The sequence below is a fragment of the Vibrio sp. PID17_43 genome (genome assembly GCF_002608565.1).
Lineage (GTDB): Bacteria > Pseudomonadota > Gammaproteobacteria > Enterobacterales > Vibrionaceae > Vibrio.
The window spans coordinates 170614-186343 of record NZ_LIXM01000001.1 but is presented as its reverse complement, the minus strand read 5'-3'; the positions used below and the strand labels follow the sequence as shown (position 1 = coordinate 186343).

Sequence of the window (15730 nt, the reverse complement as noted above, 5' to 3'; positions counted from 1 at the left end):
ATGGACATTGTATTTGTAAGACATGGTGTGCCAGATTTTTCGTTAGCGGATGAGAGGCAAATGACCCAACTGGAGAAGGACTATGCGCCGCTCTCTCGAGATCATTTGCCGGTGCTGCAAGAGAAACTCAATCATCCAATCTTCGATGAAGCTGAAATCATCATAAGCTCACCTTATACGCGTACTCTTCAAACTGCAGAAATTCTCAATCGTCATCGCGGTTTGTCATTGTTTGTTGAGCATGACTTGAGAGAGTGGCGCGCTGACAAAGAGGGCGGCTACATTACGTTGAATGAAAGAGACCGACGCTGGTACGAATACCGAGAGCTGTTAAAAGCTTGTATTCCAATGACTGATACCCGCTACGAACATGTTGACGAGCTAAAAGCACGAGCGGAGTCGGTGCTGGAGCGTTACCGCCAATATCGAAAGGTTGTTGTCGTGAGCCACTTTAATGTGTTTGAAGCACTACAAGGTTTCCAAGAGGTGGGACTGTCTTGCGGAGAATTTAGACTCATTAGTGTTTGATCGATTTCTTCTCTTCTATAGTAAAATCAGTCACTAATTCACTTTCAGGTTGCTAAATGAAATCTCTCAAACTACTTCTGCTTTTATCTCTTGCGACGCTGTTTGGCTGTACTTCAAAGCCGGATGGCGTTGAGCCTGTTAATAACTTCGAACTTCAACCATATCTAGGTAAGTGGTATGAAATTGCGCGTCTTGATCATTCCTTTGAACGTGGTTTATCCAAGGTGACGGCTGAATATGAGCTTCGTGAGGACGGAGGCGTAACGGTCATCAACCGCGGTTATTCAGAAGAAGAACAAGCGTGGACGCAAGCTGACGGCAAAGCGTATTTCGTTGAAGATAAAAATACAGGTCACTTAAAAGTGTCATTCTTTGGCCCATTCTATTCGTCTTACATCGTGTTTGAGCTAGGGGAGAATTACGACTATGCTTTTATCTCTGGCTTTAATCATGACTACTTGTGGCTACTTTCACGCACGCCAACAGTAGATGCCGCCACTATCGAACGCTTCAAACAAGTTGCCAAAGCAAAAGGCTTTAAACTAGACGAGCTAATTCTTGTTGATCAAATTCAATCAACACTTGGTCAATAAGGTACACAGAAGAAAAAATAATCGATAAAAATCGTTTAAAGACGCGAGACATGGTGCCATCAAAACGAGGATCCAAACCTGTTGCGGTCAATCAACTTGGGGAGAGTTCTGCTTTCAAACTGAAATATGCAACAACGTATATACTAGTAAAGGTTATGCTTGTGTCTGCATGATTGTTCATGGCGTTATGTCTCATAAAACGAAGCGACCAAATTTAACGTATCACTATTTTTAATCTAACAAGTAAGGATAAGGAAACCAATGTCATTCATAGAACGAATTGGAAAAGCACTCGAACCCCTTATGCTTGTCATGGGGTTAATCAGCCCAATTGCCACAATGCCTCAGTTGTATAAACTGTACTTCTCTCACAGTGAGCATGCTTTAGGCTTATCACTCACCACTTGGTTGCTTTATTCGTTTATCGCACTTCTGTGGACTATCTATGGCATTTATCACAAGAATCCGACCATTTGGGTAGGAAACTGTTTAGGGTTTCTGATGTATGTCGCTATGGTGGTAGGCATCATTCTTCACACCGGCGGTACTTTCTAGAAGACATATGCGCGCAGATTTTTGTCTTTGATACTTGGCTTGTAAACGGGTAAAAGTAAGCTATCGAAATTTTAGACAACGGCTGCTATTGCAAAGCACTCGGTTTACCGACAAAGTAGTGGCCAGCTTCGCTCATCGACTATAACTTGAACTTTCTCTCTTTGTTATACCAGGACCCTTAAATGTCAAAATCTGACGCTTCTTCTACTAGTGAAATCATTGATAATTTTGTGGCGCCGGAGTGTCAGGCTAGGGTAGAGATCCTTTATCAAGATGCGGATATTTTATTGATTGATAAGCCGAGTGGTTTGTTAAGTTTATCGGGGAAGAATCTGCTTAATTGGGATTCAGTGCATTATCGTTTAGTGAACGGGCAAGGTGCTAACCAGGCAAACAAAGCGACGCCTACTTTTGTTGATGCTAAATTGCCACATCGGCTAGATTTCGGAACTTCTGGCGTCATGGTGGTAGGGCTTAACAGTGCCGCCTCTAAGAGTCTGAACAAACAGTTTCAGGCAAGGTCAGTACAAAAACGTTATCTTGCTATGCTAGCGGGGTGGGTTGAAGCTGACCGTGGCCAAATATCTGCCCCGATTGCTAAAGATAAGGCTCTGTTTCCAAGAGTAAAGATTTGTCACTGTACGGGAAAAAGTGCCATAAGTGACTATCAGGTAATAAGCCGCTTGGATAATCCGCCTAGAACTTTAATGCAATACACTCCCATTACAGGTCGCACTCACCAACTGCGGATCCATAGCCTTGAATTTGGTCACCCCATTTTAGGTTGTGATCTTTATAACCACCCAGAGCGAAGTGATATCTCACGGCGCTTAATGCTCCATGCCAGCGATATTTACTTTACTCACCCAACCACTGGCGAGCCTATCCATGGTCATAGCCCAAATCCATTTTAAGCAATAAGAGCTTAGCTTCGAGAATCATGACGGCGAGATTTCTACATCGGCGCTGACACTCCGTTACGTTTGATTACGCTCCAAATGTAAACAAGCACTTTCGGAGTTATTGTCGTTGCTTGCTTTCAAGCTTACTGTTGTCGAGTAGACGACACTTGTTACCAAGTGCCGCCCCTCTAAGAACCGTACGTGCAACTTTCACTGCATACGGCTCAAGCCTCCACTAAGGTATCATTGATACCCAGCAACTTACAACGCAGTCGGGACAGGCTCTTTCCAAGAGTTGCGAGCTAACCTTTTGGGTTTTCTCTTCGCCAAGTATTCTTGGTATTGAGGGTCAAAAGGGGTCGATGCACTCCTGATTTTCACGTGTCGTTCGATGGGCACTTTGGCTATTTGGAACAGATTGAAGTGACAGTCCATGTTCATGATTTTCTGCCAACCGTGAAATTGCCATTGGCCTTTACGATTGAGAAAGTACTTATGAACAACCCAGTCTTTGGACTTGGTTGGATGACGCCTAACTGCCCAGTGCCATAACATTTGGAATAATTTGTGGCCGACATACCCGAATACTTGTTTAGCAACACAGTGGCGATAGTAATTCGCCCATCCTCGGAGTTTCGGATTTATCAGCTTGATAAGATCGTTAACAGGGATGGTTGCGTGCTTTTTAATAAGTTCACGTAGATTTCTCAGGAATAACAGCGTGTTGGATTTGCTCGGTTTAATGAGTAATTTCCCTTTGTACTTCCTGTGATTGAAACCCAGAAAGTCAAAGCCATCATCAATATGAGTGACCTTCGTTTTCTCTTCGGAGAGGGTTAACCCTCTTTCTGCCAGAAAGTCAGCAATCAACGGTTTGATATCGTTCACTAGCACTTCCTTTGAAGAGCAGGTGACCACGAAATCGTCCGCATAACCAATGAAGTTAGCTCTGGCTCCCTTTTTGAGAGCAGTGGATTTTACACGTTGTTCTAGTCCTGCAAGGGTCATTAACATCAAGGTTGGAGAAATGATCCCGCCTTGTGGCGTACCCTCATCGGTATCGTAGAACAGCCCCTTATCCACATAGCCAGATTCCAGCCATTGCTCTAACATACGTTTATCTATAGTGATATTGTCCATAAGCCATTGATGCCCGATTTTGTCGAAGCAAGCCTTAATATCACCCTCAAGAACCCATTTCGCTGACCGCTTTAGAGCCAAACATTTAAAACACTGACTGACCGCGTCAGCCGTGCTGCGATTTGGCCTAAATCCATAGCTATTGAGGTCGGCAAGCGTTTCAGACACAGGCTCTAATGCGAGAAGGTGGAGGGCTTGTTGCGCTCTATCAATCATGCATGGAATGCCTAATGGCCTGAGTTTACCGTCCTTTTTGGGAATGTAGATACGTTTGAGTGGTTTTGCAGAGTAAGCCTTACGACTCAGTTGAGTAACTGCTTTCATACGGCGTGCATCTGTGTTCCAGATAACACCGTCTATTCCAGGCGTTTTACTGCCTTTATTCTGAGAAACTCGCTTAACCGCAAGAAGCTTGGCTGAGCGAGAATGAGTCAGGAGCCACTGTAAAGACTTCACCTTACCGTATTTCTTTTCTCTAGTTGCTTTTGCGATACGCATTTGAAGCTTTAATACGTGTGCTTCAACGGATTTCCAGTCGATGGACTGCCATTGAGTGCAGTCAGAAGATGCACTAATCTCTTTCGAGATCATCATTTGCTTTTCTCCTTGAATAAAGTTCTTCAAATTCTCTCGCAATGGGAGACCAGTCGGAAGTGGGCTCACTTTCGTGATCAGACATAGGTCTGTATCTGCATCATTACAATGCAGCTTTCGCTTTTTCCGACCTCCTATACCTGCATCACTATCGGCCACAAAGGCTTTCCCAAAGGGAGTGATACAGGCTTACCCTGTTCCGTATGTTACGTAAAATGTCAGGTTAGATGCCCACTATAGTGCGGAGAGTTCGGCGACCACGAAAAAGTACTGTCCAACCTTTTTCCAACTCTCATTGCCTTTTGGCCACAGCGTATTAACCACTTCCGCTGCTTCATCATATAACGCACCTTGAATGGATTCACATACGTTCATCATACTGACTACCTAGCACTTACCCGAATTATGGTTTTCAGGAGGAACGTCCTCTCACGATTCTTTTCCCACTTAACCAAACGGCTAAGTTTCGTTACATTGTCCGAGCCGCTGCTTTATTCAGGCTCGTAGGTTCATCTGGTGATACAGACGGTTCACTCATAAAGCGGTGAACAACGCTTCATACGACTTCAGGTCGCACGGACAAAAATGAGTTATTGCTTTCTCTAAATTAGCAGTCAGCGGATTAGTCGCTGTTTAACAAAATCACTAATGTCGAGGCCAAGTTCATCAGCCACTACATTAGTGATTTAATCTTGTCTGTAAACTTATCATTCGGGCATACGCAAAACCCAAAATGCCACGGGTACAAGAACAAGCTCTAGACCGATGTATAAGATGAGAATTGGAGCGGGTTGCCCATCTGCATACAAGCTTATTAGCCGTCCAATAACAAGGCTACCTGTAAACACTATGATGGTAACTAATGCTGGATTTCTATAGCTCTCATTAAAGGCTGAATATAGCCAAAATAAGCCTAAGCCTAGGTAAAGACACATAACTGCCCTTAGAATATGGGCGATATTGTTATCGAGTGTTTCTATACCTAAAAGTGTAAATGCAAACCAATCGGGATAAATGCCGTAAGCTAAAGCGATAGGAACAACCGCAAAAAAAGCGAATATCAAAAACTTCTTCTTTATGTGTTTCATTTTTGATTCCATCCCAATTACTCAATGAAGCCTAACACTAACATTATTCAGGCTATGCTTATAACGCTCAAATAGCTCATAAACTATCTATCTGAGTCGTCACCAAGTCGATAAACACTTTGTACCATAAGAAAAAATAGGCCAAATCACCGCACATTAAAAGGAGACACGGCACAACTCTAGCTTAGAATGGGGCTGAAACGAGTTAGGCAGCCTGAAATGCTTGATTGCTGTATGATAGAGATGCAGATGAACCATCCAGCTGGGCAGTAAATGCTTTGCATTGAAACCTTAGTCACTCACGTTCAGGCCAAATTTATAGTAAGGTTCGATGTTTCATAAAACTTAGTGGTGTCTGTCCGGTTTGCTTTTTTAAAGAACGCAATAAATGCGCTGTCTGGTGAGAACTCCAAACAATGGGCAACATCACTGACTTGTCTTTCTTCACATAAGAGTTCGATGGCTTTAAGCAGTCGCCATTGTTGACGCCAATCTTGATAAGACATGCCGGTTGCTGCTTTTGTCGATCTATTTTTCGGCGTTCGCCATTGGTGTCGTGGAGTGGGGAATATTGGCGGACAAATTGGGCAGAAGGCCAACCATACTGTTAGGGTTATTGGTTTACGGTGTATCAACATTGATTGCTATCTGGTTCTTAGTTCCAATGTTGTTTGTTGTGATGGCATTGCTAGTGTGTTTAGTGACAATGTCACACAAAGTGAAATAAACCAGAGATAAAAAGCCCTACAAAATTGGTAGGGCTAAAAAATATTCAACGCAAAATAGCTATTTAATTAGTCGAACCACTAAAGAACCTGGTGCTCGAATCGATTCGATGTTGTGGCTCAGCACAGTGCCTTCTGTTGGCGCAGTGTAACGTTGGATCTCATCACCAAAGCTGTCGTATTGAATCGCGACTAATTGACCTTGTTCAACGGTATCCATCATTTTAACTTGAGGAAGAACAAAGCCACCCAGTTCCGCTCGGATGCTAACAACGTCATTGCCCTCGATACAAGGCGTTAGTGTTTCTGGCTCACCAGAAATCACACCGTTGCATTTTAGAATGTTTAAGATGCCTGTTACTGTGCGGTCGATCAGTTCTTGCTCAGTGTAACGCCCCATACCGACTTCAATCGTGATGCTAGGGATGCCGTTGTTGTTCCACACCGTTTCTAACACACCGGCATCGCCTGGATCGTTAAGGATGGCGTCTGGATTTATTAGGCGAGCCATTTCAAGCGATTGTTCAATACGAAAATCAGCAAATACATAAAGCGGGTAAACGGTGCCGCTGGTTTGTGTGTGTAAATCAATCGCCAGTTCTGCATTATATTTCAGCAGGTTATTCCACAATGCAAATAAGTAGCGACTTGCTTCGTTGCCGTTAACGTCACCTGGGAAAAAGCGGTTTAGGTTAGCTGGAGAGCAATCAGGATCCGCTGAGTAGAAATCACGGCTGTGGTTTAACATACCAGTCAGGTTGATAGTCGGGACGATAGTCACCGTACCTGCGAATTCTTTACCAATCAGTTCACGTGCGGTCTTTTGCGCCGCTAAAACGCCGTTGTATTCGTCACCATGAACACCTGCGGTGATCATGATTTTCTTACCCGGTTTCTCACCTTTAAATACCAATACAGGCAAATGTTGCCATTGAGAAAGGGCATTGGTTGCGATGCGGAACCAAAACTTATGCTCACCCGCAGGTAAGTCTGTTACATCAAGAGATTGAATGACGTGATGACCTTGAATGACGTCATCCAAAAATTGTGTTGCCATTAAAGCGGATACTCCAAAAAAACATCGATGTTGATGTCTATACCCAAGTAACGTCAAACGACAAAATACGGTGCATTCTTGCAGAACGGCACATTTTGTGGCTACTTCGGTATATACCAATTGGCTTGAAATATAAAAGGCGAGAACCCGTCTCGCCTTTTCACTAAAAAGTATTTAGTTTACGCAAAACCCATCATGTGAGCTACGATAACGACGATGCTCGATAGGGTAAAGAGTAAAAGCATAAAGCGCCAGCAGAATTTCGCCCAGTCACCCCAGTCAATACGACACACACCTAGCGTTGCCATTAGAGATGCTGAAGTCGGTACGATGATGTTTGTTAAACCATCACCAAGTTGGAAAGCAAGTACCGCAACTTGACGAGTGATACCTGCAATGTCTGCAAGAGGAGACAGTAGAGGCATTGTTAGCGCTGCTTGACCAGAACCTGAAGTCACGAAGAAGTTGAATACTGACTGGAAAACATACATTAACCACGCCGCCGCAACGTCTGGAAGACCACTGATTGCATTACCTGCACTGTTTAGGATGGAGTTAAGTACACTTGCTTCATCTGTGGTGCCACCACCTAGGATAAGCAAAACCCCTTTTGCACAACCAACCAAAAGAGCAGGAGCTAGCATGATTGCCGCACCTTCTTTGAATGCGTCAGCCGCGCAGTTTAGTGTCATGCCGTTCAGACGGAAAAGAGTACCGATAATTGCAACCACAAAGCCCATAGTGAAGAATTGAGAAGCGATTTCTGGAATGTACCATGCATTAGCCACTACGCCCCAAACCACCCATACTGTTGTTGCGACAACCGTAAGGATCACTAGCGTATCACCTAGGTTCCAACGTGAGTCGTGGTTGCTTAGCTCTTGTTGACGGAAGTATTTATCGGTACGACGACTGTAAGAAAGCTCTGGGTTCGCTTTAATGCGAGATGCATAAAGTATGGTGAAAGCAATACCAATTAATGTAAAGCCAGCCCATAGACCCATGCGTACCGTCATGCCAGAAAGGACAGGAATCCCCGCGATGCCTTGTGCAATTGCCACTGAGAATGGGTTCATCCAAGATGTTGCGAAACCAATCTGAGTCGCAACATAGGTCACCATGACGGTTGTGATACCATCGTAACCGAGGCGAACCATCAGTGGTGCAATGATAATGGCAAACGCGACAGCCTCTTCACCCATACCAAATACTGCGCCGCCTAAAGAGAACAGCAAGAACAGAACAGGAATGAATAACGCTTCGTTGCCTTTCGTTTTGTCGATAAGGCGTAAGATACCGTTATCGATTGTGCCAGTGCGCATTACAACGCCAAATGCGCCACCGATAACCAGCATGAACATAATTACGCCGATTGCGCTGCCCCATTTAGAGCCCGAAACTAAGCCTTCAAATGGGAAGTTCATTAGACCAATGCCACCGCCAGAGGCGAAAAGGCCAACGGTGTTGTACACCAGTTCACCGTTCTCGTTGGTAGCATACGCGAAAGATGCAGGGTCGATAACGGTGCGTGTTTTTTCTGCACCATCGACCATGTAAGTTACTTGTTGGCTATCGAATTGACCAGCAGGGATTAAGTAGGTAAGAATCGCAGCAAAGATACCAACAATGAAGATTAAAATGAGAGTATCAGGCATCTGCCATGATTTTGGTGTTGCCGCCGATTCCGATGGCTGAGCGTGTGTGTGAGACATAACCTATTTCACGTTGAATGTGGAAAGCATGAAATATCGATAAATTAGAATAAAAAGTCAATAATAACTGAGTTTGTGAACTATAAATTCATCAATAATTTGATCTGGAGAGCCTTAATTTATAAATCAGTGTTTTATAGGTTAAATGTATTGAAGATTTGTTGTGTTTTTGGGCAGGAAAAAGCTCGCATAAATATGCGAGCTCAGGTTATTTATTCAGTTTATGCGTGCTATTTGGCAAATTGAACGGGTTGGCTTGCATAGAATGCCGCGACGTCGCGTAGATCGTCGTCATTCAGCACTTTTAACTGTGCTGCCATCATTTCTGCTAATGGACCTGTGCGCAGTCCATTTTGATAAGCTTTCATTGAATCATAGAGGTATTTGGCATTTTGTCCGGCAAGATTAGGGTAAGTGTCGTTACTGGTCATGCCGTTAGCACCATGGCAATACACGCAGCTTGGTGATTTTACTTTGCCTTTATCGGCATCCCCGAAAGGTTTAGCCATAATAGAGGAAGAAAGAAGAAGAGACGTCAAAAATACGTATCTAAGCATGGAGTGTTCTCGAATTAAATTACGGGGATCGAGATATAATAAAGCTTCCCCTAAGGGGAAGCTCAATGATCAAAATCAAGTTAAAGTAGAGATTTAAGGCTAGATAGGAAGATATCGATGTCTTGTGCCGAAATATCTTTGTGTGTCACGAAGCGAATTGGATTTGCTGGTGTGATTGTAATGCCTTGCTCTTTCATTTTTTCAGCAATGCCAACGATGTCTACTTCAGGCTCAAGCTTTGCAAATACGATGTTGGTTTGAACAAATTCAGGGTTTACCGAAAAACCAGGCAATTCAGCTAAGCCTTCAGCCAGCATTTTTGCGTTGATGTGGTCTTGTTTTAACTGTTCAACCTGTTCAGTAAGCGCCAGTTTGCCCGCTGCAGCAAGAATCCCTGCTTGGCGCATGCCACCGCCGACCATCTTTCTTAGGCGACGTGCTTTAGCGATGTACTCTTTGCTGCCAAGCAATAATGAACCTACAGGGGCAGCAAGACCTTTCGACAGACAGATCGTCATCGAATCAAAATACTGACCGATCTCTTTTACAGGAACATCAAGTGCAACGGCTGCGTTGAATACGCGAGCGCCGTCTAGGTGCATCTGTAAGTTATGTTTGTTTACAAATTCGCGAGCTTGTGCAAGGTAAGAAAGAGGAATCACTTTACCGTTGATGGTGTTCTCTAAGCTTAGTAGGCGAGTACGCGCAAAGTGTGCATCATCTGGTTTAATCGCTGCTTCTAGTTTATCGAATGGCAGAGTGCCGTCTGGGTTGTTTTCAATCGGTTGAGGTTGAATAGAGCCGAGTACCGCAGCGCCACCAGCTTCGTACTTGTAGTTGTGTGCTTGCTGACCACATAGGTATTCGTCACCGCGTTCACAGTGCGCCATTAAGCCAAGTAAGTTAGCTTGTGTACCAGAAGTGGTGAACATCGCCGCTTCAAAACCCGCAAGCTCGGCTGCAAATTGTTCTAATTCATTTACGGTAGGGTCATCGCCGTATACGTCATCGCCGACAGGCGCGGTAAACATGGCTTCCCGCATGGCTTGGGTTGGTTGCGTAACGGTATCAGAACGAAAGTCCATAATTCTCTCCTCGGTCGAAAAGACCTAAATATAACCGCAAAGACGAGCTTTGCTTAGGCAAGCGATAGTTTTGGCATCAGTAACAATGCCTTGAATAATTTGTTGTTCGAGCTCTTCTCGTGACAATGTTACTACTTCAATCACTTCGTCATCATCACACTCGTATCGATTGGTCTTGTTCAGCTGTTCGGCAACAAACAAGTACTGGATTTCATCACAGAAACCAGCAAGCGGAGTCACTTGACCAAGCGATGTGAACTTGTCAGCGCTGTATCCTGTTTCTTCCTCTAATTCCCTTTGGGCACAATGCAACGGATCTTCATCACCTTCACGCGTACCAGCAGGCAATTCAAGCAGCCATTTGTTAAGAGAGGGGCGGAATTGATTAACAAGAACGATGTAGCCATCTGATGTAATAGGTAAGATAACGGCAGCACCGGGGTGTTGGATAGTGGTATGTGTGATCATCCGACCAGTAGGAAGTTCAACTTGTTCTTCAATTAAAGAAATCTGCTTCCATTTATGAATTGTATTACTCATGCAGCTGTGAATCCTAGATGTAACCGCGCATTGACATGTGTTGAACATTAACCACAAACCATCGGAAACAAAAGAAGAAAATGGTTTCGTACTCTTGCTAAATCAGATTATTTAGTGATCTACATCTCATAAATAAAAGCTATGGTTGCTCCCGCACGCCTGCAAAAACTTCTGGTATAAGAGGGGGGTCACAAAAAATACACTAGTAACAAAGTGATAGTAAATGTATAAAATTATATACAGCCTCAGTTCGACAGCTAGAGCTTCTATGATTCAACCATCTTTTGCATCCAAAGCAGAATAGGCACTTCTTTCAGAGCGTATCAACAAGCTAGCGAAAGCGTCTTCCTTCTTGGTCTTATCATCGCAACGTGGTCGGGCGTATTCTTAACCGTGTAGGGAGTCATTAGTCATTAATGTAGCCCTATTTTTGCTCAAATAGATCAAATCTCCAGCCATTTGATTCAAAACAAAGCGAACGCACGTAAAAGCACAGATTTTTGTTTGACTATTATGCTTTAATCCGTAAAGTAGCAACGCACGCAGCGAGTACCGTATCGCAAGCGTTGACAATTTGGCGCCTTGGCAGAGTGGCTATGCAGCGGATTGCAAATCCGTGGACCTCGGTTCGACTCCGGGAGGCGCCTCCAAATTCTTAAAAGAGACGTCTTTATGGCGTCTTTTTTTATACCTCAAATTCCTCTCGGTAAGCTAAATCATCAAATCTTATTTCTCTGGATTTGTACTCAATGTCGAACTTAAAACGCGGTGAAAAATAATCGACTTCATTTGTGTGAATATACTTCAAAGTTATGCAACTTCACTCAATTTTAATTTGTTGAATATGGAATGCGTATCACTAGTGCACTTTGTTAAGACTTTAAATAAATCACATTTCTATGAATCTGTAAAATAACGTTCATATCATTCAAAAGTACCAGTCGCTTTCTGTCATATGGGGTATCGCACCTTAGCAAAATTCGGCAATTTGTTTATTTGTTTCATGAACTAACATTTCTAACTAAACGAGCCATTTCTGTGACTAAAACAGCATTATTTGTTTTTTATTTCAGTAGTCTAAATAAAACCCCTGTAGTGAAAAATAAGCCGTGACTTGCACGTTTTTAACGTGTGGTTTCGTTGGATAACAAAATATTTCAGGAGCTATAACGTGCTACGAACAAAGAAAACAATCGTCAGTATTCTTGTCTCAATGGCGATGATCTCAGGCTGCAATGACTCAGATAGTGACACGATTTCAACCAGTCCAATTCCTTATTTTGCAGAATGGACGGATGTCGACAGTGCCATCCAAAAAGATGATGCAATGGAGGCTGAAATTCAGAGGATTCTTGCGTTAATGACGCTGGAAGAAAAGGTGGGGCAAATGATTCAGCCGGATCTTCGCGAAGTAACACCGGAGGAGGCGAAAACCTATAAGCTGGGCTCTATCCTAAATGGTGGCGGCGGCTTCCCAAATGATGATAAATACTCAACCGCACAAGATTGGGCGGATGAAGCGGATAAGTTTTGGCTGGCATTAGAAGAAGCTTACGCAGAGAGAGGGTTTCGAATTCCTTTTATGTGGGCAACCGATGCAGTTCATGGCCACAACAACGTTTTTATGGCGACGGTATTCCCTCATAACATCGGTTTGGGGGCAGCTCGCAACCCAGATTTGATTGAAGAAATCGGAAAAGCGACCGCAAGAGAGGTTGTTGCGACAGGTCTTGATTGGACATTTGCACCGACCGTTGCGACGCCACGCGATTATCGTTGGGGGCGTGTATACGAAGGTTACTCTGAAGATCCAGAAATCGTATATGAATATGCGAAGCGCATGGTGGAAGGTATTCAGGGTGGCGAAGAGGGCTTGAAAGGGGACACCAACGTAATCTCTAACGTGAAGCACTGGGTAGGTGACGGTGGTACGTTGGGCGGCGTTGACCATGGTGAGAACCGTTACACAGAAGAGTACCTACGTAACATCCATGCAATGGGCTACATAGGAGGTTTGAATGCGGGCGCGCAAGTGGTGATGTCTTCGTTTAACTCATGGTGGAACGATGTCAACTATGATCCTATGGTCGGTATCGACGGTGCTGAGGATGGTGGCGATTACATGCAAAACCAGAAAATCCACGGCTCACAATACCTGATCACTGATGTCCTGAAGGGTAAATTAGGTTTTGACGGTTTAGTCGTTACAGATTGGAACGGACAAGGGGAAATCAATGGCTGTACCGCCGCAAACTGTCCGCAAGCAGTGATCGCCGGTAATGACGTGTTTATGGTGACCTCGCGTAACGATTGGCAAGCGTTCTATCAGAATGTAATTGACCAAGTTAACGCAGGTATGATCCCAATGTCTCGTATTGATGATGCCGTAACCCGTATTCTGCGCGTCAAAATGCGTGCAAACCTTTGGGAGAAACCTAAGCCATCTGAGCGTTCGTTAGCGGGTGACCAATCCGTGCTCAGCGCGCCAGAACACGTTGCTATTGCGCGCCAAGCGGTTTCAGAAACCTTAGTGTTGCTTAAGAACCAGGATCAAATTCTGCCTTTGAAATCAGATGCGAAATTCTTGGTAACAGGTTCAGCTGCCAACGACATCACCAAACAAACGGGTGGTTGGTCGCTCTCTTGGCAAGGTGATGGCAACACGATAGAGAAAGACTTCCCGAACGCACAAACGGTGCTTATGGCAATGCAACAAGAAGTTGGTGAAGAAAATGTCTTTACGGATGCTTCAGCTACAACACCTGAAGATGCTATTGCGCTTGTGGTTATTGGTGAAGATCCTTATGCAGAAATGTTTGGCGACATTAGCAAAGCTCAAACACTTGAATTCTCAAAGTTAAAAGCCTCTTATCAAGAGGATCTTGATACGATCAAAACGCTAAAAGAAGAAGGGTACAAAGTCGTCACGGTATTCTTCTCTGGGCGTCCGCTTTACGTTAATGAAGAGATCAACAACTCTGATGCGTTCGTTGCGGCTTGGCTACCGGGAACGGAAGGTTTAGGTATTACTGATGTGCTGTTCGCAAAAGATGGCGCGGATTTCAAAGGTAAGCTCTCTTACTCGTGGGGCGCTAAGAAGTGTTCGACCACCATCAACCGCAAAGCTCTTAATATCCCTAACTATACAACACCCATTGATGGCATAAACGGTGAGTTGATTGAGCAGGATATTGAAGGCGAACACAAGCCGTTATTCCCGTACGGTTATGGTTTGAACTACGCTAATCAGACTGATGTCCCGGCGCTTTATGAAGACTTAAACGACATTCCACTCGATTCGCGTGATTATGGTTGTGGGATGGGCGAGCCAGACAATGGTATTGCTGAGTTCCCGTTAGAGATCTTTGGTAAAGACGCAAAAGGTGAGTTTGTTGCAAGAATGTCCGGTAGTGCAAATGGTTGGGCTGGCGTTGAAATCAGCAAAGACACCACCACAATCGGCTCAGTAACGACGAAAGGCATCAACTACGATGGCATGCAGCAGTCGGCAATTAATGTGAAATTCTCGGGCGAAACTGGCGATTTCGTTGGCAATTCAGCTGCGCAAATTTACATGCAAACACCAGATGAACAGGGGGCAGACTACAACAGTTACATGAATGCCGATTCGACCGTGGAGTTTGATATTCGCATGGTAACCACAGCACCGAAGAGCTTAGTGTTGTCGACTCACTGTGAATACCCTTGCCGTGGCGAAGTCAAGATCAACAAAGTATTGCCTGAGCCATCCGATAGCGTCTGGACGACGATCAAAGTACCGCTCCAATGTTTGAAAGACACAGGCATGAGCTTCCAAATATTGAACACACCTTTCATGATGTATTCAACTGAAGCTGTGGAGTTTGATCTAGGCAAGATTCGTTACGTTCCGAATCCAGATGGCTTACCTTCGGATGCAGTAAGTTGTGAAGATATGCTAGATGAAGCGCTCCCTCCATTGACGGGAGACATGTACAACATCTTTACTGACTTTAACGCGCAAATAAATACTTCAGACCAATATACTACGGATGGATGGGAGCCTATTCCTGATGGTGAAACCCATATGACGGCAACGCAAGCTGCTGATGGCGCGTTGGTCGTCTATAACAGTGCGAGTCCAGAGGCTTACAAGGGATTGCTGCATTTTAACTTTGATGTCCAAAACTTAGAAAATTTCACCGAAGCGGGTTCGCTGGTGTTTACGGTTAACGTATCGACATTGGGGGCACAAAAGTCTGACAACGATCAAACCGGATTGGTGTTTAAGCTAGGGAATGCTGATGGTGATACCGGTGACATTTTTGCACCTGAATTGGATGGGGAGAACATTACGTTGAATACGGATATAAAAGTGACCGTGCCAATGACCACCATCGCAGAGAAGTTTGATAACAAGTACTGGGCTCAAACCGTTAAGACGTTCACTATCTTCCCTGCGTGGGCCAACACCCAAGCTGGCGTAGAGTTTGAAATCAGTGATATTCACTTTACGAAGTAAACAGACCGTTCAGAAAAATTACTTAATCGAGTAATAACAAGGCGAGCGTCATTAGCTCGCCTTTCTTGTTGGAGAAATCTTTAAAAGCCAAGTGTGAACTTTCTTGTTCTTCGATATGGTGCACATTTGTTAACAATGTACTTTGCTATTGTT

13 protein-coding genes, 1 tRNA gene and 2 pseudogenes are annotated in these 15730 nt (G+C 44.2%); 7 read left to right on the top strand and 9 right to left on the bottom strand.

Features of this window, described 5'->3' with window-relative positions:
• From AK965_RS00885 to AK965_RS00870, 4 genes are all read left to right on the top strand, one after another.
• Positions 1-528 carry a histidine phosphatase family protein gene (locus tag AK965_RS00885; RefSeq protein ID WP_099077824.1) on the top strand — a complete coding sequence of 176 codons (528 nt, stop codon included), beginning with the start codon at positions 1-3 and terminating at the stop codon, positions 526-528.
• 56 nt (positions 529-584) lie between these two features.
• Positions 585-1121 carry a lipocalin family protein gene (locus AK965_RS00880; RefSeq protein ID WP_099077823.1) on the top strand — a complete coding sequence of 179 codons (537 nt, stop codon included), beginning with the start codon at positions 585-587 and terminating at the stop codon, positions 1119-1121.
• A gap of 261 nt (positions 1122-1382) precedes the next feature.
• Positions 1383-1676, top strand: coding sequence for a SemiSWEET transporter (locus tag AK965_RS00875; protein ID WP_099077822.1), 294 nt, complete (start codon positions 1383-1385; stop codon positions 1674-1676).
• A gap of 182 nt (positions 1677-1858) precedes the next feature.
• Positions 1859-2590 (top strand): RluA family pseudouridine synthase, encoded by a 732-nt coding sequence (locus tag AK965_RS00870; protein WP_099077821.1) that lies wholly within the window; start codon positions 1859-1861, stop codon positions 2588-2590.
• Positions 2591-2839: 249 nt separating this feature from the next.
• Here AK965_RS00870 and ltrA read toward each other — a convergent pair whose 3' ends face one another.
• From ltrA to AK965_RS00850, 4 genes and pseudogenes are all read right to left on the bottom strand, one after another.
• Positions 2840-4312: a group II intron reverse transcriptase/maturase gene (gene ltrA / locus AK965_RS00860; RefSeq protein ID WP_099077820.1), complete on the bottom strand. Its 1473-nt coding sequence runs from the start codon at positions 4310-4312 to the stop codon at positions 2840-2842.
• 234 nt (positions 4313-4546) lie between these two features.
• Positions 4547-4690, bottom strand: coding sequence for a hypothetical protein (locus tag AK965_RS20345; RefSeq protein WP_165919339.1), 144 nt, complete (start codon positions 4688-4690; stop codon positions 4547-4549).
• Positions 4691-5019: 329 nt separating this feature from the next.
• The gene (locus AK965_RS00855; protein ID WP_253252637.1) at positions 5020-5400 is read right to left on the bottom strand and encodes a DUF4345 domain-containing protein; all 381 of its coding nucleotides are present in this window, start codon (positions 5398-5400) and stop codon (positions 5020-5022) included.
• A gap of 316 nt (positions 5401-5716) precedes the next feature.
• A pseudogene (locus tag AK965_RS00850) lies at positions 5717-5921 on the bottom strand (helix-turn-helix domain-containing protein); the annotation flags it as partial.
• On the opposite strand from AK965_RS00850, the pseudogene AK965_RS00845 reads away from it, so the two are divergent.
• Positions 5921-6049 (top strand): annotated as a pseudogene (locus AK965_RS00845) (MFS transporter); the annotation flags it as partial. The pseudogenes AK965_RS00850 and AK965_RS00845 sit on opposite strands and share 1 nt — an antisense overlap.
• 137 nt (positions 6050-6186) lie before the next feature.
• On the opposite strand, the gene AK965_RS00840 reads toward AK965_RS00845, so the two are convergent.
• The 5 genes from AK965_RS00840 to AK965_RS00820 form a co-directional block, all read right to left on the bottom strand.
• Positions 6187-7182 carry a succinylglutamate desuccinylase/aspartoacylase family protein gene (locus tag AK965_RS00840; protein WP_099077818.1) on the bottom strand — a complete coding sequence of 332 codons (996 nt, stop codon included), beginning with the start codon at positions 7180-7182 and terminating at the stop codon, positions 6187-6189.
• Between the two features lie 179 nt (positions 7183-7361).
• The gene (gene yfcC, locus AK965_RS00835; protein WP_099077817.1) at positions 7362-8894 is read right to left on the bottom strand and encodes a putative basic amino acid antiporter YfcC; all 1533 of its coding nucleotides are present in this window, start codon (positions 8892-8894) and stop codon (positions 7362-7364) included.
• A gap of 230 nt (positions 8895-9124) precedes the next feature.
• On the bottom strand, positions 9125-9451 hold the full coding sequence (locus tag AK965_RS00830) for a cytochrome c (RefSeq protein ID WP_099077816.1): 327 nt from the start codon (positions 9449-9451) through the stop codon (positions 9125-9127).
• Between the two features lie 80 nt (positions 9452-9531).
• Positions 9532-10536 (bottom strand): low-specificity L-threonine aldolase, encoded by a 1005-nt coding sequence (gene ltaE / locus AK965_RS00825; RefSeq protein WP_099077815.1) that lies wholly within the window; start codon positions 10534-10536, stop codon positions 9532-9534.
• A gap of 24 nt (positions 10537-10560) precedes the next feature.
• Positions 10561-11076: an NUDIX hydrolase gene (locus tag AK965_RS00820; RefSeq protein WP_172438028.1), complete on the bottom strand. Its 516-nt coding sequence runs from the start codon at positions 11074-11076 to the stop codon at positions 10561-10563.
• A 576-nt stretch (positions 11077-11652) separates the two neighbouring features.
• On the opposite strand from AK965_RS00820, the gene AK965_RS00815 reads away from it, so the two are divergent.
• Positions 11653-11726 (top strand) — tRNA-Cys (locus AK965_RS00815).
• Between the two features lie 563 nt (positions 11727-12289).
• Positions 12290-15577 carry a glycoside hydrolase family 3 protein gene (locus tag AK965_RS00810; protein ID WP_099077925.1) on the top strand — a complete coding sequence of 1096 codons (3288 nt, stop codon included), beginning with the start codon at positions 12290-12292 and terminating at the stop codon, positions 15575-15577.
• The last annotated feature ends 153 nt before the right edge of the window (positions 15578-15730 follow it).